The sequence below is a fragment of the Pseudomonas sp. NPDC089530 genome, assembly GCF_050280705.1.
Taxonomy (GTDB): domain Bacteria; phylum Pseudomonadota; class Gammaproteobacteria; order Pseudomonadales; family Pseudomonadaceae; genus Aquipseudomonas.
In genome coordinates, this window is record NZ_JBNNVU010000048.1 from 17,782 (window position 1) to 40,402 (window position 22,621).

The 22,621-nt window shown below is 60.7% G+C and carries 20 protein-coding genes and 1 pseudogene; 13 read left to right on the forward strand and 8 right to left on the reverse strand.

Annotated elements, in window-relative coordinates:
- Positions 1 to 26: 26 nt before the first annotated feature.
- Complete coding sequence (locus tag ACQKQA_RS18430; RefSeq protein ID WP_427560523.1) at positions 27 to 1,538, reverse strand: efflux transporter outer membrane subunit; 1,512 nt, start codon at positions 1,536 to 1,538, stop codon at positions 27 to 29.
- Between the two features lie 264 nt (positions 1,539 to 1,802).
- Between ACQKQA_RS18430 and ACQKQA_RS18435 the strand changes: the two genes are divergently transcribed.
- Complete coding sequence (locus ACQKQA_RS18435) at positions 1,803 to 2,771, forward strand: LysR family transcriptional regulator (RefSeq protein WP_427560526.1); 969 nt, start codon at positions 1,803 to 1,805, stop codon at positions 2,769 to 2,771.
- Positions 2,772 to 2,928: 157 nt separating this feature from the next.
- The gene (locus tag ACQKQA_RS18440; protein WP_427560529.1) at positions 2,929 to 3,903 is read left to right on the forward strand and encodes a 2-hydroxyacid dehydrogenase; all 975 of its coding nucleotides are present in this window, start codon (positions 2,929 to 2,931) and stop codon (positions 3,901 to 3,903) included.
- Positions 3,904 to 4,154: 251 nt separating this feature from the next.
- On the opposite strand, the gene ACQKQA_RS18445 is transcribed toward ACQKQA_RS18440, so the two are convergent.
- Positions 4,155 to 5,054, reverse strand: coding sequence for a DMT family transporter (locus ACQKQA_RS18445; RefSeq protein WP_427560531.1), 900 nt, complete (start codon positions 5,052 to 5,054; stop codon positions 4,155 to 4,157).
- Positions 5,055 to 5,230: 176 nt separating this feature from the next.
- On the opposite strand from ACQKQA_RS18445, the gene ACQKQA_RS18450 reads away from it, so the two are divergent.
- Entirely contained in the window at positions 5,231 to 6,106 is an 876-nt protein-coding gene (locus ACQKQA_RS18450) for a helix-turn-helix domain-containing protein (RefSeq protein ID WP_427560534.1), read from the forward strand.
- Between the two features lie 153 nt (positions 6,107 to 6,259).
- Here ACQKQA_RS18450 and dacB read toward each other — a convergent pair whose 3' ends face one another.
- Positions 6,260 to 7,729, reverse strand: coding sequence for a D-alanyl-D-alanine carboxypeptidase/D-alanyl-D-alanine endopeptidase (dacB, locus tag ACQKQA_RS18455; protein ID WP_427560576.1), 1,470 nt, complete (start codon positions 7,727 to 7,729; stop codon positions 6,260 to 6,262).
- Positions 7,730 to 7,965: 236 nt separating this feature from the next.
- On the opposite strand from dacB, the gene ACQKQA_RS18460 reads away from it, so the two are divergent.
- The 5 genes from ACQKQA_RS18460 to ACQKQA_RS18480 all read left to right on the forward strand — a co-directional run bounded on the left by ACQKQA_RS18460 (position 7,966) and on the right by ACQKQA_RS18480 (position 14,666).
- A complete protein-coding gene (locus tag ACQKQA_RS18460; protein ID WP_427560537.1) occupies positions 7,966 to 8,454 on the forward strand; it encodes a sigma-70 family RNA polymerase sigma factor in 489 nt (162 codons plus the stop codon).
- Between the two features lie 36 nt (positions 8,455 to 8,490).
- Positions 8,491 to 9,456 (forward strand): FecR domain-containing protein, encoded by a 966-nt coding sequence (locus ACQKQA_RS18465; RefSeq protein ID WP_427560540.1) that lies wholly within the window; start codon positions 8,491 to 8,493, stop codon positions 9,454 to 9,456.
- A gap of 208 nt (positions 9,457 to 9,664) precedes the next feature.
- Positions 9,665 to 12,025 (forward strand): TonB-dependent Fe(3+) dicitrate receptor FecA, encoded by a 2,361-nt coding sequence (gene fecA / locus ACQKQA_RS18470; protein ID WP_427560542.1) that lies wholly within the window; start codon positions 9,665 to 9,667, stop codon positions 12,023 to 12,025.
- 567 nt (positions 12,026 to 12,592) lie between these two features.
- Positions 12,593 to 13,333, forward strand: coding sequence for a DUF6875 domain-containing protein (locus ACQKQA_RS18475; protein ID WP_427560545.1), 741 nt, complete (start codon positions 12,593 to 12,595; stop codon positions 13,331 to 13,333).
- Positions 13,326 to 14,666, forward strand: a complete 1,341-nt coding sequence (locus ACQKQA_RS18480; RefSeq protein WP_427560547.1) for an ABC transporter ATP-binding protein — start codon at positions 13,326 to 13,328, stop codon at positions 14,664 to 14,666. Before ACQKQA_RS18475 ends, ACQKQA_RS18480 begins: the two co-directional genes overlap by 8 nt.
- A gap of 176 nt (positions 14,667 to 14,842) precedes the next feature.
- On the opposite strand, the gene ACQKQA_RS18485 is transcribed toward ACQKQA_RS18480, so the two are convergent.
- Both ACQKQA_RS18485 and ACQKQA_RS18490 read right to left on the reverse strand, forming a co-directional pair.
- Positions 14,843 to 15,250 carry an HPF/RaiA family ribosome-associated protein gene (locus ACQKQA_RS18485; protein WP_427560550.1) on the reverse strand — a complete coding sequence of 136 codons (408 nt, stop codon included), beginning with the start codon at positions 15,248 to 15,250 and terminating at the stop codon, positions 14,843 to 14,845.
- 213 nt (positions 15,251 to 15,463) lie between these two features.
- Positions 15,464 to 16,411 carry a LysR substrate-binding domain-containing protein gene (locus ACQKQA_RS18490; protein ID WP_427560552.1) on the reverse strand — a complete coding sequence of 316 codons (948 nt, stop codon included), beginning with the start codon at positions 16,409 to 16,411 and terminating at the stop codon, positions 15,464 to 15,466.
- 135 nt (positions 16,412 to 16,546) lie between these two features.
- Here ACQKQA_RS18490 and ACQKQA_RS18495 point away from each other — a divergent pair, with 135 nt between their 5' ends.
- From ACQKQA_RS18495 to ACQKQA_RS18505, 3 genes are all read left to right on the forward strand, one after another.
- Positions 16,547 to 17,923, forward strand: coding sequence for an L-serine ammonia-lyase (locus tag ACQKQA_RS18495; protein WP_427560555.1), 1,377 nt, complete (start codon positions 16,547 to 16,549; stop codon positions 17,921 to 17,923).
- Positions 17,924 to 17,986: 63 nt separating this feature from the next.
- Complete coding sequence (locus ACQKQA_RS18500; protein ID WP_427560558.1) at positions 17,987 to 19,288, forward strand: serine/threonine transporter; 1,302 nt, start codon at positions 17,987 to 17,989, stop codon at positions 19,286 to 19,288.
- A 218-nt stretch (positions 19,289 to 19,506) separates the two neighbouring features.
- Positions 19,507 to 19,836 (forward strand): DUF3509 domain-containing protein, encoded by a 330-nt coding sequence (locus tag ACQKQA_RS18505; protein ID WP_427560560.1) that lies wholly within the window; start codon positions 19,507 to 19,509, stop codon positions 19,834 to 19,836.
- Here ACQKQA_RS18505 and ACQKQA_RS18510 read toward each other — a convergent pair.
- Together ACQKQA_RS18510 and ACQKQA_RS18515 are read right to left on the reverse strand one after the other, a co-directional pair.
- Positions 19,833 to 20,096 (reverse strand): annotated as a pseudogene (locus ACQKQA_RS18510) (phosphate-starvation-inducible protein PsiE); the annotation flags it as partial. The gene ACQKQA_RS18505 and the pseudogene ACQKQA_RS18510 overlap by 4 nt on opposite strands.
- A 146-nt stretch (positions 20,097 to 20,242) precedes the next feature.
- Positions 20,243 to 20,758, reverse strand: a complete 516-nt coding sequence (locus ACQKQA_RS18515) for a hypothetical protein (protein ID WP_427560563.1) — start codon at positions 20,756 to 20,758, stop codon at positions 20,243 to 20,245.
- 9 nt (positions 20,759 to 20,767) lie between these two features.
- On the opposite strand from ACQKQA_RS18515, the gene ACQKQA_RS18520 reads away from it, so the two are divergent.
- Both ACQKQA_RS18520 and ACQKQA_RS18525 read left to right on the forward strand, forming a co-directional pair.
- Positions 20,768 to 21,745, forward strand: coding sequence for a hypothetical protein (locus tag ACQKQA_RS18520; protein ID WP_427560566.1), 978 nt, complete (start codon positions 20,768 to 20,770; stop codon positions 21,743 to 21,745).
- Between the two features lie 2 nt (positions 21,746 to 21,747).
- Positions 21,748 to 22,191, forward strand: coding sequence for an adenylyltransferase/cytidyltransferase family protein (locus ACQKQA_RS18525; RefSeq protein ID WP_427560568.1), 444 nt, complete (start codon positions 21,748 to 21,750; stop codon positions 22,189 to 22,191).
- Positions 22,192 to 22,278: 87 nt separating this feature from the next.
- On the opposite strand, the gene ACQKQA_RS18530 is transcribed toward ACQKQA_RS18525, so the two are convergent.
- The coding region (locus tag ACQKQA_RS18530; protein WP_427560571.1) for a hypothetical protein at positions 22,279 to 22,621 on the reverse strand (343 nt) is incomplete at its 5' end.

Genomic DNA, 22,621 nt, shown 5'->3' on the forward strand with positions numbered 1-22,621 from the left:
GGTGCTCGTTTTTTAATGATCGGCTTTCAATGGTCAAAGATGGCGAGCGCGGCCGGGGGCTTGCTCGGCAGGGTCTTGCTGTCCTCGGGCACATCGCCTCCCGCCTCCAGGCCGCCGCCCAGGGCCGTCGCCAGTTCGGCATGGGCGCTCAGGCGCGCGGCCTGGACCTGCTGCTGGATCTGCTGCTGATGGAACAGCATGCCCTGGGCATTGAGCACATTGAGGTAGTCGGTCAGGCCGCGCTGGAAGGCAACCATGGCGATGTCGTAGGTCTGCTGCGCCGAGGCCACCGATTCGGCGGCGAAGTGCGCCTGCTTGTCCATGGACTCGCGGCGGATCAACTGGTCGGAGATGTTCTTCAGGGCGTTGACCAGGGTCTGGTTATAGCGGGCCACGGCGATGTCGTAGCCGGCCGCGGCCTCGCCCAGTTCGGCGCGCAGGCGGCCGCCGTCGAAGATCGGCAAGGATATGGCCGGGCCGACGTTGTAGTTGAGTTTCTTGCCGGTGAGGAACTCCAGCGCCCCGCCGCCGGTGGCCATGTAGCCGAGGCTGCCCACCAGGTCGACGTTGGGGTAGAAGCCGGCGTGGGCGACATCGATGCCCCGGGCCTGGGCCGCCACCTGCCAGCGGCTGGCGACCACGTCCGGGCGCTGGCCGAGCAGTTCGGCGGGCAGGGCCGACGGCAGTTTCAGCGGTGCGGCCAGGGACAGGCTCGGCCGTTGCAACTGCGCGCCCGCCCCCGGCCCCATGCCGGCCAGGGCGGCGAGCTGGTTGCGGCCCAGGGCGATCTCTTCGTCCAGGGCGTCCAGCTGGCGATGGGTTTCCGGCAGCGGGGTCTGGGCCTGGCTGACTTCGAAGTGGGTGCCGATACCGCCGGCCAGACGCCGTTGCGCCAGTTCGAGGATCTGCTCCTGCTGCTTCAGGGTGGCACTGACGATGTCGCGCTGGGCGTATTGCAGCGACAGCTGGATATAGACGCGTACCACATTGTTCTGCAGTTCCAGCTGGGCCTGGCGCGCCTCGGCGGCGCTCATGTGCGCCAGGTCCACGGCGCGCTCGCTGGCATTGCTTTCCCGGCCCCAGAGGTCGAGGGCATAGCTGAAGCCGAGCGCAGCGTTGTTGTCCCAGGTGGTGGTGTTGGCCAGCTCGCCCGGGCCGTAGAACTGATCGGTGGGCCAGTTGTGACGCTTGAGGGTGGCGTCGCCCTTGATCTGCAGCGACTCGGCCGCCTCGGCGATCCCGGCCATGGCCCGCGCCTGGCGCACCCGGGCGGCGGCCATGGCCATGCTCGGGCTGCCCTGCACGGCCAGGTTCACCCAATGGTTCAACTGGGCATCGCCATAGGCCTGCCACCACTGGGAGGCGGGCCAGCGGGCGTCGCGGGCGGCGCTCTGGATCGCCTCGTCGGTGGCCAGGGTATTGGCCGGTAGTGCCTTGCCTTGTGGGGCAATGCCCCCGGTTCCGATGCAGCCGCTGATTGCTAACGATAAAGCCCAAACACTGAGAGTCTTCAGCTCTCTGCTGATGCGACGCGGCACTGCTGCGAATTCCTGAAATAGGGAGGGAGGCGATTCTGTGCGGGAGCGAGCCTGCTCGCGAGGCGGCATCACTGGAACACCGCGTTGCGGGATCGCCAACACGCCGGCCCCTACAGATCGGCGCAATTCTAGGCGGCGGCCTTGACGGCGATAAGCTGGGATTCCTGTGAATCTTTATTACCGTTCGCGCGATAATCCCTTGGTGGAATAGCCAAGAATCTGTTACTTCGTGTCACAATTTGCCATCTTCCCAAAGAGCATCCCATGGACACTCTGCAAAACATGCGCGCCTTCAGTTGTGTCGCCGAAGCCGGCAGCTTCACCGCCGCCGCCGTCCAGCTCGACACCACCACGGCCAACGTCTCGCGCGCGGTCTCCAACCTGGAGGCCCATCTGCAAACCCGCTTGCTCAACCGCACCACCCGCCGCATCGCCCTGACCGAAGCCGGCAAGCGCTACCTGCTGCGCTGCGAACAGATCCTGGCCTACGTCGAAGAAGCCGAGGCCGAGGCCAGCGACGCCCATGCGCGCCCGGCCGGGCAACTGAAAGTGCACACCATGACCGGGATCGGCCAGCACTATGTGATCGACGCCATCGCCCGCTACCGCAAGTCGCACCCGGACGTGACCTTCGACCTGACCCTGGCCAACCGCGTGCCGGACCTGCTGGACGAGGGTTACGACGTGTCCATCGTGCTGGCCAGCGAGTTGCCGGACTCGGGTTTCGTGTCCCAGCGCCTGGGCATCACCTACAGCATCGTCTGCGCCTCGCCGGCCTACGTGAAAGCCAACGGCTGCCCGCACAAGCCCAGCGACCTGCCAAACCATGCCTGCCTGCGCCTGGTGAGCCCGGTGGTCGCCCTGGACAAGTGGCTGTTCGACGGCCCCGAGGGCCAGGAAGGGGTGTCGCTCAACGGCTCGCCGTTCCTGGTGAACTCCGCCGACGCGCTGAAAACCGCGATCACCAGCGGCATGGGCCTGGGCGTGCTGCCGGTGTACGCGGCCATCGAAGGCCTGCGCAACGGCACCCTGGTGCGGGTCATGCCCAAGTACCGCTCCCAGGAGCTGAACCTGTACGCCATCTACCCGTCGCGCCAGTACCTGGACGCCAAGATCAAGACCTGGGTCGAGTACCTGCGCAGCACCCTGCCGGAAATTCTCGCCGCCCATCAGGCGGAGCTGGCGGCGTATGAGCTGAGCGGCGGCTTCAACGGCGCGCGCCTGACCACCTGAGTTTTACGTTCCCTGTAACCGCTGCCGCAGGCCTTCAGCGATCTCAAGACCCTGCGCCCCCTTCGGGGTCGATCGCAGCCTGCGGCAGCGGCTACAAAAAGCTCACCGGGAATGTTAGCTTGCTTGGCATTCTTCCCGCCTGACGAGCTTTCCCGCGATGAAAAAGACCGTACTTGCCTTCAGCCGCATCACTGCGGACATGATCGAGCGCCTGCGCCAGGACTTCGAGGTGATAGTGCCCAACCCCAAGCAGGGCGATATCGCTGCGCAATTCAACGAAGCCCTGCCCCATGCCCACGGCCTGATCGGCGTCGGGCGCAAGCTGGGCCGCGCGCAGTTGGAAAATGCCGCCAGGCTGGAAGTGGTCTCCAGCGTCTCGGTGGGCTACGACAACTATGACCTGGCCTACTTTAACGAACGCGGGATCATGCTCACCAACACCCCGGACGTACTCACCGAAAGCACCGCCGACCTGGCCTTCGCCCTGCTGATGGGCAGCGCCCGGCGCGTCGCCGAGCTGGACGCCTGGACCAAGGCCGGGCAATGGCAGGCCAGCGTCGGACCGGCGCTGTTCGGTTGCGATGTGCACGGCAAGACCTTAGGGATAGTCGGCATGGGCAATATCGGCGCGGCCATCGCCCGTCGCGGGCGCCTGGGTTTCAACATGCCGGTCATCTATAGCGGCAACAGCCGCAAGACCGCGCTGGAACAGGAATTGGGCGCGCAGTTCCGCGAACTCGACCAGTTGCTGACCGAAGCGGATTTCGTTTGCCTGGTGGTGCCGCTCAGCGAGCAGACCCGGCACCTGATCAGCCGTCGCGAACTGGCGCTGATGAAACCGGGGGCGATCCTGGTGAACATTTCCCGCGGCCCGGTGGTGGACGAGCCGGCGCTGATCGAGGCCCTGCAGAACGGCACGATTCGCGGCGCCGGCCTGGATGTCTACGAGAAGGAGCCGCTGGCCGAGTCGTCGCTGTTCCAGCTGAAAAACGCCGTGACCCTGCCGCATATCGGCTCGGCCACCCATGAAACCCGCGACGCCATGGCCAACCGCGCCCTGGCCAACCTGCGCAGCGCCCTGCTCGGCGAACGCCCGCAAGACCTGGTCAACCCGCAGGTGTGGAAAGGCTGAACACCGCGCCAAACCTGTAGGAGCGAAGCTTGCTCGCGATAGCGGTTCGTCAGGCCCACCGCATCGCCCCTATCGCGGGCAAGTCGGATCGCCGCCCGCTCGCTCCTACAGAAACACCGCAAACCCTGTAGCCGCTGCCGAGCCGGGGCGAGGCGAGGCTGCGATCGGGGCGCAGCCCCGTAAATCCTGGCAACGCAGTGCACCTGACCTGCACGGTCGCCTGGTTTGGCTGCGGCTACGGATCAGGCAGGTCAGGCAAGCCGGGCGCCGGGGACGGCCAGCGGCTTGGGTTTACGGAACACCAGCACGTTGCCCAGCATCACCAGGACCAGCCCGGCCAGGGCCGGCGCGGTCCATTGGTAGCCTTCGGCGAAAGCCGAGACGTTCAGCGCCACCACCGGGAACAGCACCGTGCAGTAGGCCGCGCGCTCCGGGCCCATGCGCCCGACCAGGGTCAGGTAGGCGGTGAAGCCGATCACCGAACCCGGAATGACCAGGTACAGCAACGAGCCGATATAACGCGCGTTCCACTCCATATCGAACGGGATGCCCTTGACCAGGCAATAACCCGCCAGCATCGCCGCGCCATAGGCCATGCCCCAGGCGTTGGTGGTCAGCGGCTTGAGGCCGGCTTTCTGCTGCAGGCTGGAAAGCATGTTGCCCGCCGAAAAACACAGGGTGCCCAGCAGCGCCAGCCCCAGGCCGATCAGGGTTTGCGGGCTGGCGCCATGACCCACCAGTTCCGGCCAGAACAGCAGGCCCAGCCCCAGCAGGCCCAACGCCCCGCCCAGCAGCACGTTACGGGCGATCTTCTGGCCGAAGAACACCCGCGCGTTCAGGGCGTTCCACAGGGTCGCCGTGGAAAACACCACCGCCACCAGGCCGCTGGCCACCCACTGGCTGGCATGCAGGAAGCACATGAAGTTGATACAAAACAGGCACAGCCCCTGGGCCAGGCAGATCAGGTGCCCGCGCCGGTTCATCGGCTGCAGCTTGCGGCTGAGCAGCAACAGGACGAACAGCACCAGGGCCGCCAGGGCGAAGCGATAGACGATGGACACCGGAATCGCCACCACCCCCAGCTGCCATTTGAGGGCGATCCAGGTGGTGCCCCAGATCAGGACGGTGAGCAGATAGAGCGAGAGGTTCATGGCGCGGACTCCTGTGTAGGGCAACCCAGTTTCAGGCCAGCCCCATCTGCGCGCTTGCATAAACTTGCGCTTTTATCGCTTGCCTGGCTGGCAGCCGAAGCGCTACGGAGTAGGATGCGAAAACAGCCCAATGCCACCGATCCCCTGTAGCCGCGGCCCCTTATCGAATCGAAATCATGTCGGCCCTGGAAACCCTGCAAGTCTTTCAAGCCCTGAACCGCTCGCCCAATGCTCGCCTGGAGCACAGCGCCGAGCTTGGTGACGGCCTGGCCGCAGCCCTGTGGAGCAACCATCACGACGCCCAGGATTACGAAGCGCCGAGCCATCACACCCTGTCGTGCTATATCGCCGGCGGCACCGGTACCTTTCGCCGGGGCCAGCCGGGAACCAAGGGCGGCCCGGACAAGCTGTGCGTGCTGCCCGCCGAACACCGCTCGGCCTGGGTGATCAACGGCGAGATCCGCCTGGCCCACCTGTACTTCAGCCCGGAACAGTTCGCCCTGGGCTGCGTGACCCTGCTGGACCGCGAGCCCCGCGCGCTGCAATTGCAGGAAAACACCTTCCTCGACGACCCGCAGCAGGCCTGGCGTTTTCGCCAGCTGATCCAGCTGAACTGGGACGAGCCGGGCGAGCGCCTGCTGACCAGCAGCCTGGCCCACGAGATGCTCGGCCATGCCCTGCTGACCCAGGTCGGCCAGCGCCAGGGCTTGCGCCTCAAGGGCGGGCTGGCGGCATATCAGCGCCGGCAACTGGTGGACTACATCGACAGCCGGCTGGCCGAGCCCATCAGCCTGGGGCAGCTCAGCAGTTTATGTGCCCTATCGGAATACCACTTCGCGCGGATGTTCCGCACAAGCTTCGGCCTGCCGCCCCACCAATACCTGCTGGCCCGCCGCCTGAGCCACGCCCGCGACCTGCTGCGCGGCACCCGCCTGCCCCTGGGCGAAATCGCCCTGGCCTGCGGTTTCGCCAGCGCCAGCCACTTCGCCAATCGTTTTCGCCAGGCCCTGGGCGGCACGCCCGGGGAATATCGCCAGGCGTTTCTCGGCTGAGCACAACCGTCAGATACAGCGTGTGCCCCTATCGCGAGCAAGCTTCGCTCCTACAAGTTGCGCGGGCGTGTGCGGTTTTTCTGCAGGAACGAGCGGGCGGCGATCCGACCTGCCCGCGACGGCGGTGTGTCAGGCAAACCCCGCTCCCCAGCCTTATTGCATCAGGGCCTGCGCCACCCGGTCTTCCAGGGCCTTGATCCGCGCGCCCTCGACCCGGTAGTTGTTCGACAGCATCACCAGCACCAGCCGCCGGCCATCGGCCGCGTTCAGGTAGCCCGACAGCGACGACACGCCCTGCATCGACCCGGTCTTGGCATGCAGGTTGTCCACCGCCGCCGTGCCCAGCAGGCGATAACGCAGGGTGCCGCCGGTCATGCGCGCGGCATCGCCGGCCACCGGCAACGCCGCGTACCAGGTGGCGAACCAGGGCTGTTTGCGCGCCACCAGCAACAGGTCGCTGAGGCTCTGGCTGGAAATCTGGTTGCGCCGCGACAGCCCCGAACCGTCCACTTGCACCAGCCCTTGTGGATCCAGGCCCTGGCGCCGCAGGAAGCCCTCGATGGCCGCCACCCCGGCCGCGGCGGTGCCGGCGCTGGCGGTCTGGCGGCCCATGGCCTTGAGCAGCACTTCGGACATGTTGTTGTTCGACAGCTTGAGCAACGGCATGATCAAGCCCGCCAGCGGCATCGACGCATGGCTGGCCAACACCCGCGCCGCCGGCGCCGTGGCCTGGCCGATCCGTACCTGACCCTGCACCGTCACGCCCTGCTCGGCCAGGGCCTGCTGGAACACGTCGGCCACCAGGCGGGTCGGCTCCCACACGCTGACCCAGTTGCGTCGCGACTGCCCGGGCGGCAAGGCACCGCTGACCAGCAGCAGGTTGCTGCCATGCTCACGGCCGACCTGCAGGCTGTCCTGCTGGCTATCCTGCGCCCCGACCCGGCCCTGGTTGCGCAGGCTCATCAGCCTGTTGGCCGGGCTGACGCTGACCGCCAGCGGCGCACCCGGCCGCGTCGGCGCCGTGACCGACACCAGCACACTGCCGGCGTCGAAGTCGTCGTTGGGCGCGATGTTGAGGGCGGAAATCTGCGCGGCGTAATACAGGCTTTCGTCGTCGCTGGCCCAATCGACGCCCAGCCGCTGGTCGTCGAAGGCGGTGTCGTCGAGCACCAGGTCGCCGCTGACCTGACGGATCCCACTGCGCGCCACGGCCGCCGCCAACTCACGGTAATCCGCGGCCTGCATGCTCGGGTCGCCGCTGCCCCGCAGGTAGAGATTGCCCAGCAGGCGTTCACCCTGTTGCCTGCCGTCGCCCAGCACCTGGGTGGCGAATCGGTAGTCGGGGCCCAGGACATCCAGCGCGGCGGCGGTGGTCAGCAGCTTGAGGCTGGAGGCCGGGATCAGGCGGCTGTCGGGGTTGTGCCGGTACAGGGTCGCGCCGCTCTCGGCGTCGCGCACGCTCAGCGACACCGTGGCGCCCTGGAGCGCCGGGTCGGCCAGCAACTGATCGAGGGAGGCGCCCCAGCGGTCCTGGGGAGAAACGGCGCAGGCGCCGAGGGACAGACTCAGGGCCAACAGCAGGCCCCTGGCAGACAAACGATGGGCAGACCTTGTGAACAACAGACGTCCTCCGTGATCCGGACAATGGATGGCCGCCCAGATAACGGTGCGGACGGCCCTGCTGTCAACGACGGATTTGCCGGCAGGCCGCTACAGGGCGCTTCGGGCAGGCGCCATCCCCCTGGCCACTGGGAGGATCTCCCGCCGGTCCGGGCCGATTGCCGAATACCCTGCCTCGCCACTACAATGCGAACAATTCTTGTTCTCTTAAGAATCTGCATGCTGCCGGAGCGTTCGGCTTGGCCCACTCCTCTACCGTCGAAGTCCTCTATCACGACCATCACGGCTGGCTGAACGCCTGGTTGCGGCGCCGGCTCGGCTGCCCCGACAGCGCCGCCGACCTGGCCCAGGACACCTTCATGCGGGTGCTCGGCGCCCGGGAAACGCCGGCGATCGTCGAGCCCCGGGCGTTCCTCACCACCGTCGCCAAACGGGTGCTGTGCAACCACTACCGGCGCCAGGACCTGGAACGGGCCTACCTCGAAACCCTGGCGCAGATGCCGGAACCGCTGGTGCCGTCCGAGGAGGACAAGGCGATCATCCTGCAGACCCTGCTGGAGCTGGACCAGTTGCTCGACGGTTTGCCGCATGCGGTGAAACGCGCGTTCCTGCTGGCCCAGGTCGACGGCCTGAAACACGGCGAGATCGCCCGCGAACTGGGAGTCTCCGTCGCCACGGTCAAGCGCCACCTGCACAAGGCAGCCCTGCGCTGCTACTTCGCCCTGTGAACCGCCCCATGAAGCCATCCCTATGAGCCTATCCCTATGAATCCGGCTCTCCCCGGCCCGCCGGACATCGGCCCCCAGGTCGCCGAACAGGCCGTGCACTGGCTGCTCGAAATGCAGGCCGGCCCACTCAGCCCGCGCCAGCAACGGGCCTGGCAGCAGTGGCACGATGCCCATAGCGAACATCGACGGGCCTGGGAGCATATCCAGCGAGTCAACCAGCGCCTGCGCGGCCTGTCTTCGCCCCTCGCTCACGCTGCGCTCAACGCGCCAAAGTCCTCCAGCCGGCGCCAGGCGCTGAAGCTGCTGCTGATCCTCGGTGCCGGCTCCGCCGCGGCCTGGGGCTTGCGCGAACACAATCCCCTGCCCCCGCTGCTGGCCGACTATCGCAGCCCGCTGGGCCAGCGGCGCAAGCTGCAACTGAGCGACGGCAGCCAGTTGCAACTCAATACCGACAGCGCGGTGGACGTAAGCTTCGACGGCCAGCAACGCCTGATTCGCCTGCTCGAAGGGGAAATCCTGCTCAGCGTCGCCCGCGACAGCCGCCCGCTGCGGGTACAGACCGCCCAGGGCCTGCTGCACCCGCAAGAGGCCCGCCTGAACCTGCGCCAGTTCCGTCAGCGTACGCAACTGGCGGTGTTCGCCGGCAGCGTCGGCCTGCACCCCTCGGCTTATCCAGGGGCACCGCTGCAAGTGGGCCAGGGGCAACAAGTGAGTTTCACCGACCGCGCCTGGGACGCCCCGAGCCCGCTGGATGCCGGCAGCGGCGCCTGGAGCGAAGGCATGCTGGTGGCCGCCCATATGCGCCTGGCGGACTTCCTCGACGAGTTGGGTCGTTATCGTCGCGGCCAGCTCAACTGCGATCCGCGGGTAGCCGACCTGCTGATCTCCGGCAGTTATCCGCTGGACGACAGCGAACGGATCCTCGACCTGCTGGAAATCAGCCTGCCGGTAAAGGTCAGGCGCTTTACCCGTTACTGGGTCACGGTCGAGGCCCGCGCCTGATCCCGAAACCACCTGTAGGAGCGAAGCTTGCTCGCGATGGCGATCTGTCAGTCGGCATCTTCATCGACTGGCCGGGCCTTATCGCGAGCAAGCTTCGCTCCTACGGTTTTGTGGAGAATTTTTTTTCATTTTGTGTGAGCCGTTTTCTCGTACTCGCGTGACAGAGAAGGAAAGCCACCTTGACTCAACCTTCTCAGGATCGATGTCCATGCCCCTGCACCCCACCCGCTTCACGCCCCTTGCCCGCACCCTGCGCCCGTTGCTGCTGGGCGCCGGCCTGAGCCTGGCCGCCTCGCCCCTGGCCATGGCCGCCGAAGGCCCGGCGCGCAGCTACCACATCGCCGCCTCTTCGCTGGAAAACGCGCTGAACCAGTTCGGCCGCGAAGCCGGGGTGCTGATTTCCTTCGGCTCCCAGGTCGCCAGCGGCGTGCAGAGCCAGGGCCTGGAAGGCAGCTACACCACCGAAGCAGGCTTGAACGCCTTGCTCAAGGGCACCGGCCTGCAAGCCCGGGCCGAAGGCGACAATGCCTTCAGCCTGCAACCGGCCAGCGCCGAGAACGCCCCGGCGGCCCTGGAGCTGGGCACCTCCAGCGTGGTCGGCGACTGGCTGGGGGATGCGGCGCAGACCAATGTCCTCGAGCATCCCGGCGCCCGTGACGTGATCCGCCGCGAAGAATTCGAACGCCAGGGCGCGACCCAGGCCCGCGACGTGCTCAACCGCATCCCCGGGGTCAACGCCCCGGAAAACAACGGCACCGGCAGCCACGACATGGCGCTGAACTTCGGCATCCGCGGGCTCAACCCGCGCCTGGCCTCGCGCTCCACGGTGCTGATGGACGGCATCCCGGTGCCCTTCGCACCCTATGGCCAACCGCAGCTGTCCTTCGCCCCGATCAGCATGGGCAACATGGACGCCGTGGACGTGGTGCGCGGCGGCGGCGCGGTACGTTACGGCCCGCAGAACGTCGGCGGTATTGTCAATTTCGTGACTCGCGCCATCCCTGATGCACCGACGGTCAAAGGCGGCTTCCAGACCGAAACCAGCCCGTCGTCCAGCCACGACGGCTTCAAGAGCACCGGCAACCTGCTGGCCGGCGGCACCGCCGACAACGGCCTGGGCGGCGCCCTGCTGTACTCCGGTACCCGCGGCGGCGACTGGCGCGAACACAGTGACACCCAGATCGACGACCTGATCCTCAAGGGCCATTACCAACTCGACGACGCCAACAGTTTCAACGCCATGGCCCAGTACTACGAGGGCGAGGCGGACATGCCCGGCGGTCTGAACGTCGCCGACTACAAGGCCGATCCGTATCAGTCGACCCGCCCCTACGACAAGTTCTGGGGCCGTCGCACCCTGGTCAACTTCGGTTATCGCTACCAGGAAGATCGCCGCGAATTTACCGTCAACAGCTTCTTCACCAAGACCCTGCGCAGCGGCTACCTGGACCAGGGCAGCTTCCTCTCGCTGTCGCCGCGCGAATACTGGGTGCGCGGCATCGAAACCCGCTTCGCCCAGGGCTTCGACCTGGGGCCGACCCGCCACGAGCTGGGCATCGGCTACCGCTACATCAACGAGGCCGGCCACGAGTTGCGCTACCGCACGCCGAAAAGCGCCAACCAGCAATTGCCGAACACCGACAGCCGCAACGACCGCGATACCCGCGGCGGCACCGAGGCCAATGCGTTCTTCGTCGACGATCGCATCGACATCGGCAAGTGGACCGTCACCCCGGGCATCCGCTACGAGATGATCGAGTCCCAGCAGACCAACAACCTGAGCAACGTCAAGTACAAGGGCGACTACAACACCGCGCTGCCGGCGCTGAACGTGATGTACCACCTGACCGACAGCTGGAACCTCTACGCCAACACCGAAGGTTCCTTCGGCAGCGTGCAGTACAGCCAGATGCCCAACCGCGTGAGCAGCGGCGAAGTGAAACCGGAGAAGGCGCGCACCTGGGAACTGGGCACCCGCTACGACGACGGCGCGCTGCGGGCGGAGATCGGCGCGTTCCTGATCAATTTCGACAACCAGTACGACAGCAACCAGACCAACGACTCGGTGATCGCCCGCGGTGAAACCCGCCACCAGGGGATCGAGACCAGCGTCAACTACGCGCTGGACGGCCTGAGCCCGGCACTGGCCGGTTTCGATGTGTACGCCACCTACGCCTACGTCGACGCCACCATCCGTGAGGACGGGCCGAACAAGGGCAACCGCGTGCCGTTCTCGTCCAAGCACAAAGGCACCCTCGGCATCGGTTATACCGAGGGCCCGTGGAAGCTGAACTTCGACAGCAGCTACCAGAGCAGCCAGTTCGCCGACAACGCCAACACCTCTGCCGAAAGCGCCGACGGCAGCACCGGGCGGATTCCCGGCTACATGCTGTTCAGCAGCCGCGCCGCCTACGACTTCGGCCCGCAACTGTCGGACCTGAACGTGGCGGTAGGGGTGAAGAACATCTTCAACCACCAGTACTTCACCCGCTCGTTCGACGACAACAACAAAGGCAAATACGTGGGCGAACCGCGGACCCTGTACGTGCAGACGTCCGTGGCGTTCTGATCCAGCCCCTTCCCTCCCTAGCGCCGGCAAGCTGGCTCCTGCAGGAATGGCCGCGGTCCTGTAGAAGTCAGCTGCTCGCAATGCCATCCGGGCGGATAGAACAGCTCGACCTGTTCCGCTCGCAAGATCAAAAAACAGCTACAACGGCGCCAAGCTCGTTGCTCCAGCGCGCTCCTATCATTCGGCAATAACCTTATAAACAAATAACACCTATAAAAACCCGAGGCAGGTTGCACATAGCCATGTCGATGAGTTGAAGGCAGTCATCCGTCACGTGATGCCCATCCTTTCCAGGAGTATCGATCTCACGGACACCCTCAATTGGAGCTTGCTATGCAAAACGACTTCACTTCCCCGAACTCCGTTGTTTTCTCCAACACAGGTTCAGATATCGATTTCAAACCCAGGAAGAAAAACATCCTGATGAGAATCATATCCAAGACCTCTATTTGCAGTCAGTCCTTCGCAGCCGGCAACTGCGAAGGCTGGAAGTGGTAAACATGGCAGTTTGACAGTGGAGAACCTCTTTGCCAGCAAAGAGGTTCTGGTAATCGGTTGAAAGCGAGCATGGACAGCATGAGTTCAAACTTCTACTCCATTTCCGACTTTAACGAAGTCAGCGTTCCCGAATTCGCGGCAAGAGCCTATAAGCTGACACTGCCTTATGTGACTCAATTCCTGACCGCCAGGCATCCCCACCGTAATGGCGCTGTCTGTCCATTTGTCGCTGGTGCCCTTAAAAACCAAACGCTGTATTTCAGCTTTGCCGACTTCCATGAACAACATGACTGGGCTTCTTTCATAGAACAATGCATCAAGTTCATGCAGAGCAAGCGAAAAGACAACAAGTTCGGTCGTGCCTTGATCATCCTGCTTCCCGAGGATTTCGACCTGGAGCTTTTGCTGCGGATTCATGTAGACAACAAAGTAAAATGTGTAGAGTCCTTTCTGATGCTCGGTGCCCTCTACAAGGAGAGCAATGCAAAAAGTCTTCACAGCCCCGACTTTTTCCCTCTGCGAACACCGACCCCGACTCTGGTAATACGAGAAATCACCGCGGGAGATTTAGTGTTCCTCGAACCTGAGCATTACAGCGTTTCTACCCGCCTGAAGTTTCTTAGGTCCTATGTCCGTCGTTTCGGAACTTCTCAATCTTCAGAGTACGAAATGCGCCAGGTTGCCGCCTCGAAGAAGATCATCAAGCAATACCGTATAAAGGTCGCCTGGGACTGGGCTTTCCGACTGGCGCTGCTCTCGATCATCATCGGCATCATCACCGTCGCTATTGAAGGAGCAACGCATGTTTAGCTCCAACAGGTACTTCATATCGGGCATCGTGCTGATCATCGCCCAACAAGTATCCCTGGCCATATCGACCTATTACATCGCCATGGCGGGTGCAGCCCTTTCCCTGCAGGATTACCAACTGCTCAAGACCCGGATCATCCTTTTTTTCTCATTTGCCCTGCTGGGGTATCTGATCAGCTCCGCCGTAGAGTTCATTTCAGCAAAGCTGAAGATCGACTTATGGGAGAAATATATATTCTCCGTATACGAACACCTTCGCCACAACCAGCCTCTTTCGTCTGAAGCGAACCGAAAAAACGTCCAGGGTTGGCTGGGAAGCGAAGTGCCGACAACGCTGGATGGCACAGTCAATCTCTATTTCGGCATGACGTCCGTATACAGCAACATCATCACCACCCTCTATGTATTTTACTGGGTGCTCGGAATCCACATTGCCATCGTCATGGCGACTTCGATCCTGCTTTCATACTTCCTGGTCAAGGCAATGAAAAGCAGGATCAACATCTCCGCCACGGAGATACAGCAAAAGAGGCTCAATGTAGTCAAACGTACAAGTTCGCTCTGGGACTACTACCTGAATGCAAACTCATCCATGATTGGCGCCTCCGAGGCATCGTCCAGATCATTGATCGCGGACTTCCTCAGATCCTCCCTGTACTACGTCAGGCTCGAGCAACTGGCGGCGTGCCTTCCAATATGCATTGCCGTCGTCTTGATCCTGATATATCTGCAAGGGCTGCCCCTGAGTCAGTCTGTCCCTTGGGGAATGATCGTTGCCACTTTACCGCGCTCTCTGCAGGTATTCGGAAACGTTCACTCGATGAGCCTGTACAACAGCAAGTATCTGTACTTTCGTAAAAGAATCAGCAATCTGCTGGATTTCACCAACACCCTGGAATCGCTGAACCTCAACCAACAAGTCGCTCGCGATGACCTGTCGATTTGCAATACCCTCAACGGGCAGACCATCCCCATAGATCGATTGTTCGATGACATTCGTACAATCGCCCACCTGAAAGGCAGATTTCTCATATCAGGCAAGAATGGCGCGGGAAAGTCATCCTTGCTGAAACTGATCAAGTCAGAATTCACCGAGTCGATCCTGCTGCCCAGTCACGCCAGTTTTCATGAAACAGAAGCGCCGCTTTCCACGGGAGAAAGTCAGGTCAAGAAGCTCCTTCATGTCTTGGAGCAAAAAGCCCCAATCATCCTGCTGGATGAATGGGACGCCAATCTGGACACGCAGAACAAGGTACGGGTCGGCAATATCCTGAATCAGAAAGCCGAAGAAACATTGATTATTGAAGTGCGGCACTTCCAGGGGGTGATCTGATTACCCGTTCTTGCCCGATCAGCCATCGACCTGCCGCGAAAACGCCAGGACGATCAACAAAAAAGGCCATCGCACGGCGATGGCCTTTTGCTGTTTCCCTCCAACTCATGAGGGCCTGCATTTAGATGTCTTTCGTCAGAGCCGCAGGCGCCTGTTCTTGAAAGATCACTGCGCCGTCAGCTATTGAGCGCGGCCTGTTGGTTCTCCAGGAATTCTTCTTCGAGCAAGGCGTCCGCCTTGGCTCCATCGCGGATCGGCACCACCGTTGCGCGCTTGCCGCGCAGCTTGCCGAACATGTGCTCCAGGGCACTTTCCAGTTTGAGGCTGGCGCCGTCGATGGCCTGCTCCAGGGTATCGGCCTTGTGGGTCACGGAGACTGGTTGATGGCCTTTTGGCCGTGCCTCCAGCTGGCAACGTATGTCGTGGGGACCGGCCTTGTCACCGTTCTCGTCCCGCAGGTGGACCACCACCCGGGTCAGGTCCTCCTCGTAGCGTTCGAGCGTGCTTTCAACGGTGCTGCGCACCCACTCCTCCATCCGAAGGCTGCTTTGAATATGGTTATCGCTATGGACTTGGATTTGCATAGTTCTTCCCTTATTTCAGCTTGCTCGTAAGAGAGTCAGGTCAATGCGTTCGAACCTGCATTTCGTGACCTCTTGGTTACACAATTAGGCACGGCGAAGAACAATTCAACCCCTGGAAAAAGATAAATATTTATTGGCAAATAAAGCCGGACAAAGTGCAAAAGCGCTGTTAATGTCGGGAGTTGGGTCGCCCCACTCCCCTGTCCTTTCTGCTTAGCCGTGCCCCCCTCCCAACGGGTGCAAACCGCGAAAGATCTCCGCCTCTTCCACCAGCCAGTCATGCACCGCGCGCACGCCCGGATGGCTCAGCGCGCCCGGCGCATACAGCAGCACATAACGCTTGTGATTGGGCACCGCGAGACCGAACGGCACGATCAGGGTGCCGCGCTCCAGCTCATCGTTGAGCAGGGTGCGCCGGGCAATCGCCACGCCCATGCCGGCAATCGCCGCCTCGATGGTCAGGTGGTTGCGATTGAAGGTGTGCCCGCGCCGCACATCCGCACCCTCGAAACCGATGGCATTGAGGTAGAACTCCCACTCCGCGTACTCATAGCTGCCGCGCCAGGCGGTGATGTCGTGCAACAGCGGAAAGTGCACCAGGTCCGCCGGGCCGTGCAGGGGCGGGCGGCCGCGCAGCAGGCCCGGGGCACAGACCGGAAAAATCTGCTCGTCCAGCAGGGTTGTGGATAACAGCCCTGGATAACTGCCGTCGTTGAGGTCGATGGCCAGGTCGAAATCGCCTTCGTGCAAGGCCACGCTGCTGTCCTCGGCCACCAGCCGCAGTTGAATGTCCGGAAAGCGCTGCTGCAACCGGGGCAGGCGCGGGGTCAGCCACTTGCCGAGAAACGACGGGATCGAGCGCAGGCGCAAGGTGCCGCTGATCATCCCGGCATCCAGCCGCCGCAACTCGGCGTCGATGCTGCCGTAGGCCTCGTTCACCGTGATCGCCAGCCGCTGCCCCTCGGCGCTCAGTTCCACTCCGCGGGCACGGCGGTGAAACAGGCGAAACCCGAGCCGCTCTTCCAGCAGGCGGATCTGCTGGCTGACCGCCCCCGGGGTGATGTGCAGCTCTTCGGCGCAGCGGGTGAACGACAAGTGCCGCGCGGCACAGGAAAACACATGCAGCCAGACGTAGGTCTGGGCATGAAACTGACGGCTCATCGTTTAGTCCTGCTAAAGGCTGTCTTAGGAAAATTCGTTGGTCAGCATTGACCGAGCTAGGCAGTATCGCCGACCTAACGCTCGGCCTACAAAAAATGGCAGCGATTTCTCTTCCATTGCTTGTAAGGCTTTAGCATGGCTATCAGTGTTTTCGATCTCTTCAAAGTCGGCATCGGTCCGTCCAGCTCCCACACCGTCGGCCCGATGCGCGCTGCCGCGACCTTCGCCCAGGGCCTGTTCGAACAGGGTTTGCAGGCGCAGGTACAGCGGGTGGAGATCCGTCTGTACGGCTCGCTGTCCGCCACCGGCGTCGGCCATGCCACCGACCGCGCCTGCGTCATGGGCCTGATGGGCGAATGGCCCGACAGCATCGACCCGACCAGCATCGGCCCGCGCATCCAGCAGCTGCGCGACAGCGGCGAGCTGAACCTCGGCGGTCGCTCGACCATCGCCTTCGACTGGCAGCGCGACCTGCTGCTGCTCGACGAAAGCCTGCCTTACCACCCCAACGCCATGACGCTGGCGGCCTTCGGCGCGGACGGCCCGCTGTGGCAGCAGACCTACTACTCGGTGGGCGGCGGTTTTATCGTCGAGGAAGCCGAAGTCAGCGACGGTGCCCCGGCGGCCAACAGCGTCGAGTTGCCCTACGACTTCAACAGCGCGGTGGAACTCCTGGCCCTGTGCCAGCGGCATCAGTTGCGGGTCTCCGAACTGATGATGGCCAACGAACGGGCCTGGCGTAGCGACGCGGAGATCCGCAGCGGCCTGCTGCATATCTGGGCGGTGATGCGCGAATGCGTCGAGCACGGCCTGCGCCACGAAGGCACCCTGCCCGGCGGCCTCGATGTACCGCGCCGCGCGGCCAAGCTGCACCGCAACCTGCTGGAAATCGGCAAGCCGAACGTCATCAGCTCGACCCTGTCGGCCATGGAGTGGGTCAACCTGTACGCCCTGGCGGTGAACGAGGAGAACGCCGCCGGCGGACGCATGGTCACCGCCCCGACCAACGGTGCGGCGGGGATCATTCCGGCGGTGCTGCATTACTACATGAAGTTCAACCCCGAAGCGTCGGACGACGACGTGATCGACTTCTTCCTCGGCGCCGCCGCGGTGGGCATCCTGTGCAAGAAAAACGCCTCGATCTCCGGCGCCGAAGTCGGCTGCCAGGGCGAGGTGGGTTCCGCCTGCGCCATGGCCGCCGCCGGCCTGGCCGAGGTCCTCGGCGCCACCCCGGAACAGCTGGAAAACGCCGCCGAAATCGGCCTGGAACACAACCTCGGCCTGACCTGCGACCCGGTCGGCGGCCTGGTGCAGGTGCCCTGCATCGAGCGCAACGCCATCGCCGCGGTGAAGGCGATCAATGCCACCCAGATGGCCCTGCGCGGCGACGGCAAGCACTTCATTTCACTGGACCGGGTGATCCGCACCATGCGCGATACCGGCGCCGACATGCACGACAAATACAAAGAAACTTCACGGGGCGGCCTGGCCGTAAGCTGGGTGGAGTGCTGAGGAGCATTCCCTGACCGCCTGCAATACGTGAGCCCGAGCAAGAATAATAACGAGGCAATACCGATGACCGATGTACGTACACCCGCTGCCGAAAACCCGGCGCTAGAGACGACCCGCAGCACCGCGCGCACCAGCCAGGGCTGGAGCAAGCACGACACCACCTGGATGCTCGGCCTGTATGGCACCGCGATCGGCGCCGGCACCCTGTTCCTGCCGATCAACGCCGGGGTCGGCGGCTTCTGGCCGCTGATCGTGCTGGCGCTGCTGGCTTTCCCTATGACCTTCTTCGCCCATCGCGGGCTGACCCGCTTCGTGCTGTCCGGGCGTTCCGGGGACATCACCGAGGTGGTGGAAGAGCACTTCGGCGTCGGCGCCGGCAAGCTGATCACCCTGCTCTACTTCTTCGCCATCTTCCCTATCCTGCTGGTGTACAGCGTGGCGCTGACCAACACCCTGGGCAACTTCATGGAACACCAGTTGCACATGACGCCACCGCCGCGCGCGGTGCTGTCGCTGCTGCTGATCCTCGGCCTGATGGCCATTGTGCGTTGCGGCCAGGGCGTGATCGTCCGGGCCATGAGCATGCTGGTCTATCCCTTCGTCGCCGCGCTGTTGCTGCTGGCCGTGAGCCTGATTCCGAACTGGAACGGCGCGTTCTTCGCCTCGGCCAACGACGGCATGTCCATGCCGCTGTTCCTCAAGACCCTGTGGCTGGCGATCCCGGTGATGGTGTTCTCGTTCAACCATTCGCCGATCATCTCCGCCTTCGCCGTCGACCAGAAACGCCACTACGGCGCCCAGGCCGAACGCAAGAGCAGCGGCATCCTCGCCGTGGCCCACGGCATGATGGTGCTGACCGTGATGTTCTTCTGCTTCAGCTGCGTGCTGGCCCTGTCGCCGGCTGACCTGGCTGCGGCCAAGGCACAGAACATCTCGATCCTGTCGTACCTGGCCAACCACTTCCAGACCCCGGTGATCGCCTACGCGGCGCCGCTGATCGCGCTGGTGGCCATTACCAAATCCTTCCTCGGCCACTACATCGGCGCCAGCGAAGGCTTCCAGGGTCTGATCGTGAAGAGCCTGCGCGGCCGTGGCCGGGCCATGTCGCCCCGCGCTCTGGAGCGTTGCACCGCGCTGTTCATGGTCCTGACCTGCTGGGCCGTGGCCACGTTCAACCCGAGCATCCTCGGCATGATCGAAACCATGGGCGGGCCGGTCATCGCCTGCCTGCTGTTCCTGATGCCGATGTATGCGATCCGGCGCGTGCCTTCCCTGCGCCAGTATTCGGGGCGGCTGTCGAATGTGTTCGTGGTGCTGGTCGGCCTGGTCGCACTGTCAGCGATCATTTATTCGGTCATGCCCTGAAACGGGCAGGCAAAAAAAACGGACCTTCTGGTCCGTTTTTTTTCGCCCCCGGATTTACGGGCCGGCGTTTTTCCCGGCATGCCCCTTGCTTTGCAGGAGGCGAGGAATAGGGATGTTGGCCGACCTCGGCGAACGGCCTGCCAGTGGTCAGGACAAACGAACCAATCCCGACCCCGGCCGGTCAATGACTGCACGATCCAATCAGGCGGTGACGCACCATGGACAATCCCTTTCAACTGATTACCGATGCCTTCACCCCGGAATACCGGGTCAACCTGAGCATCCAGGGCCTGGACGGCAGCATCATGCTGACCCTGTCCCAGGCTGGCCGGGTGGTGGCCAAACGCATGATCAGCGCCGAGCAGCGCGGCGATCCGCAGCGCCTCAAGCGCCTGGTGCAGAGCATTCAGTTCGGCATCGCCATCGAACAGGGCCACAGCGCCGTGGCCATCCTCGAAGCCATGACCGACAGCGACACCTTCAAGTTGCCGCTGCCGGCCGGCAAACACCGGCCCGATCAGCGACCGCCGCTGACCGTGTCGATTTAAAGCTCGCCCTTCTCGACTTCCGGGTGCTCGCCGGACCCCGCGCCGGTCTTGCGCTGCGGGTACTCGATCTTCACCGAGGGGAACTGCGACGAGGCGTAGCGCACCACCAGGATGGCGAACGCCAGCAGCAGGATGCCGCCACACAGGTAGATGATGCCCATGTCCGGCGGGTTGTGGTGCGACACGTTGGAGATCAGCAGACGGGTCAGTGCGGTGATCGCCACGTAGATCAGAAAGCGCACCGGCATGTGGTTGGTCTTGACCAACATAACCAACCAAAAATCATACTCTTTAATTCCCATCGCAAATCCAACAGCTCTAGCTCCAAACCTAGATCACCACCACTGCTATTAGAACTACTCAGGCCAAGTCAAAATAAAAACATTATGCACAACAGGATGATCCCCTAGTATCTCTCCACAACCCAGCTTCGAACAATCAAATTAGGATCCGCCACACAACAGACTGTAGAATTAGGATAGGATGACTCCAACTCCAATCCCCTATGAATTTTATTTTTTATATATAAATTATGAAAAAGCACAGAAACATTCAGCAAAGAAACAACCTTCCTAGTAACAATAGCGTCATCCAACCGTATATCTCGCCTTTTCTTTTTTGACAAGTCTCTTCGCTTTAGAAGACTTTCATAATTCTCACTTAGAATCCTCGCTCTTGCCTCATTATAAATATAGAGACCGCTCGCATCCCTAAGATCAAGTACCTTTTCAGGTGAAACCAAAACTTCGCTAGCAACCACACAGGGGTTACATCCATGATACTTAAATAATGCCCATTCTTTCGCATTTGATTTGGGGCAAGCAAAACCATCAACAAAAAAATAAACACCACTACCTAGCCAATCTTCGTCACTAGTATTGACTTCGTAGCCGGATTCAACTATACACCTCGCCTTATCCAAGGTAGTTCCATGATAAGCAAGAAATTTAAGACTTTCCAAATGAAAAACCCACTCTCAGCAGCAAAAGTAAAAATCGAATACTACGCACATACATTATTTAAAAGCCATATCAAAAAAAGCCTGTACACGAAATTTTCATTTCGCTTGCTATTTGCATCAGTTAGCTGCGTAGCCATAAACCCTTTATTCGAAATAATTTCAAGCCTAATTGAACAAAAAAAAACAACTCCCTGCATCACAACCTTTCTTTCTTTAAACGCTGTAGCCTTTACAATTTTTTTCGTATTTTCTTTATTTTTTTTAGCTCTAGCGAAGATAGATCAAAGAAAAATAAAACCAGAGAAAATCAACTCAACAAAGAAAATCGTGGGTCATTGGAAATTAGGAGCCTCCAACATCCACTGCTATAACGGCGACATCACTGAAATTAGTGAGGCAGACATAATAATAACATCAGAAGATACTGGACTAGAACTTGGGTCAATCACTGGAACATCAGTTTCCGGAAGAGTTAGAAGGCTTGCCGCCACATTCCACAAAACACAAGAAATTAAAAAAGACAACCTCGCCGACTTCATTAGTGAATGGAAAACACAAAATGGCAAGATGTCAAATTTTGAGCTTGGCACTTGTATTCCATGTCCAGCCTTTGAAGCGATTAACAATAACGTAAAAAAAATAATTACCGCAGTAGCAATTCAAAAAAACCAAGACAAAACAACCACTATACAAGACACAGCACTAACAAGAATTATAAAATTTGCATTTAGCGTTGCAAAAGAAGAAAACCACAAGTCCATCTTTATTCCTGTTTTTGCTTTAGGTAGCGGAAACCTGAGTCCCGATGAAACAATTAATTCTACTATCAACGCAATAAAATCCGCCTACGAATCATTCTCTACACCATTTGATATATATATAGGAACATATAGAGACTCTGACCTCGTAGAGCTCATCACTCAACTCCAATACGCCTTCCACGCTTAATCATGATTGAGACGCTCGAAGCCATCAAAAGCAAGCACTTAGAAAAAACATGCAAGATAGGATATACAAGTGGAGTATTTGATCTGCTTCATATGGGGCATAAAAATTTTATTAGCTCATGTCAAAAACAATGCGACATACTGATAATCGGAGTCGACTCGGATCAACGAGTGAAAGAACAGAAAGGAGATCAGAGGCCGATCCAGCATCAAAACGTTCGAATCACAGAAGTTTCAAGACTTAACGAATACACTTTCCTAAAAAATGCAGATAGCCACTTCTATATCGCCAACTTTAAGGTCGATATAATATTTCTTTCAAGCGACCGCAGCCAAAAGATAAAAAAACTAAAACAGTGCTATCCATCAAAAGAGATAGTAATGATCCCCTATACAAAAAACATATCCACTACACTTCTAATATCGCAACCCGTTATGCCCGTTTAAGAAAATTAATTGAACGCCGGAAAAACCACGATCACTGCCTTATAAAAAAGCAGAGCAGACCGCTAATAGCGGTCTGAGGACAAGCAATTATTTTAGCTGCTCACCAAGACTTAATTGTCCCCGCCGATTGAGATCATTCACCAACCATATTCCGGCTTTTGTCATTAAAAAAAATGTCGCCACTATTAACCCCACTCGGAGACTATCAGATGCTTTAACTGGTGTTCCATCAGACATCACTTGTGCATTTTTAACAGGTCCTTCACACCCATGCGGTGTTCCCACCTCAACAACAAAACCATCTACAAGAGTGTAGTACTTATTAACATCTAGGTCTTCCAGCTCTTTTTCGAGATTGTGAGCAAACTTATTCCGCAACTGATTCAAATGTTTCAACGGTCTTGCCAAATTTGCAGGTAAACCTGAAGCG

What these genes read in the sequence shown, in the direction of transcription:
- ACQKQA_RS18435 (WP_427560526.1), top strand. Translation starts at nt 1,803, where the DNA reads ATGGACACTCTGCAAAACATGCGCGCCTTCAGTTGTGTCGCCGAAGCC.
- ACQKQA_RS18440 (WP_427560529.1), top strand. Translation starts at nt 2,929, where the DNA reads ATGAAAAAGACCGTACTTGCCTTCAGCCGCATCACTGCGGACATGATC.
- ACQKQA_RS18445 (WP_427560531.1), bottom strand. Translation starts at nt 5,054, where the DNA reads ATGAACCTCTCGCTCTATCTGCTCACCGTCCTGATCTGGGGCACCACC.
- ACQKQA_RS18450 (WP_427560534.1), top strand. Translation starts at nt 5,231, where the DNA reads ATGTCGGCCCTGGAAACCCTGCAAGTCTTTCAAGCCCTGAACCGCTCG.
- ACQKQA_RS18465 (WP_427560540.1), top strand. Translation starts at nt 8,491, where the DNA reads ATGAATCCGGCTCTCCCCGGCCCGCCGGACATCGGCCCCCAGGTCGCC.
- fecA (WP_427560542.1), top strand. Translation starts at nt 9,665, where the DNA reads ATGCCCCTGCACCCCACCCGCTTCACGCCCCTTGCCCGCACCCTGCGC.
- ACQKQA_RS18475 (WP_427560545.1), top strand. Translation starts at nt 12,593, where the DNA reads ATGGACAGCATGAGTTCAAACTTCTACTCCATTTCCGACTTTAACGAA.
- ACQKQA_RS18480 (WP_427560547.1), top strand. Translation starts at nt 13,326, where the DNA reads ATGTTTAGCTCCAACAGGTACTTCATATCGGGCATCGTGCTGATCATC.
- ACQKQA_RS18485 (WP_427560550.1), bottom strand. Translation starts at nt 15,250, where the DNA reads ATGCAAATCCAAGTCCATAGCGATAACCATATTCAAAGCAGCCTTCGG.
- ACQKQA_RS18490 (WP_427560552.1), bottom strand. Translation starts at nt 16,411, where the DNA reads ATGAGCCGTCAGTTTCATGCCCAGACCTACGTCTGGCTGCATGTGTTT.
- ACQKQA_RS18495 (WP_427560555.1), top strand. Translation starts at nt 16,547, where the DNA reads ATGGCTATCAGTGTTTTCGATCTCTTCAAAGTCGGCATCGGTCCGTCC.
- ACQKQA_RS18500 (WP_427560558.1), top strand. Translation starts at nt 17,987, where the DNA reads ATGACCGATGTACGTACACCCGCTGCCGAAAACCCGGCGCTAGAGACG.
- ACQKQA_RS18505 (WP_427560560.1), top strand. Translation starts at nt 19,507, where the DNA reads ATGGACAATCCCTTTCAACTGATTACCGATGCCTTCACCCCGGAATAC.
- ACQKQA_RS18520 (WP_427560566.1), top strand. Translation starts at nt 20,768, where the DNA reads ATGATAAGCAAGAAATTTAAGACTTTCCAAATGAAAAACCCACTCTCA.
- ACQKQA_RS18525 (WP_427560568.1), top strand. Translation starts at nt 21,748, where the DNA reads ATGATTGAGACGCTCGAAGCCATCAAAAGCAAGCACTTAGAAAAAACA.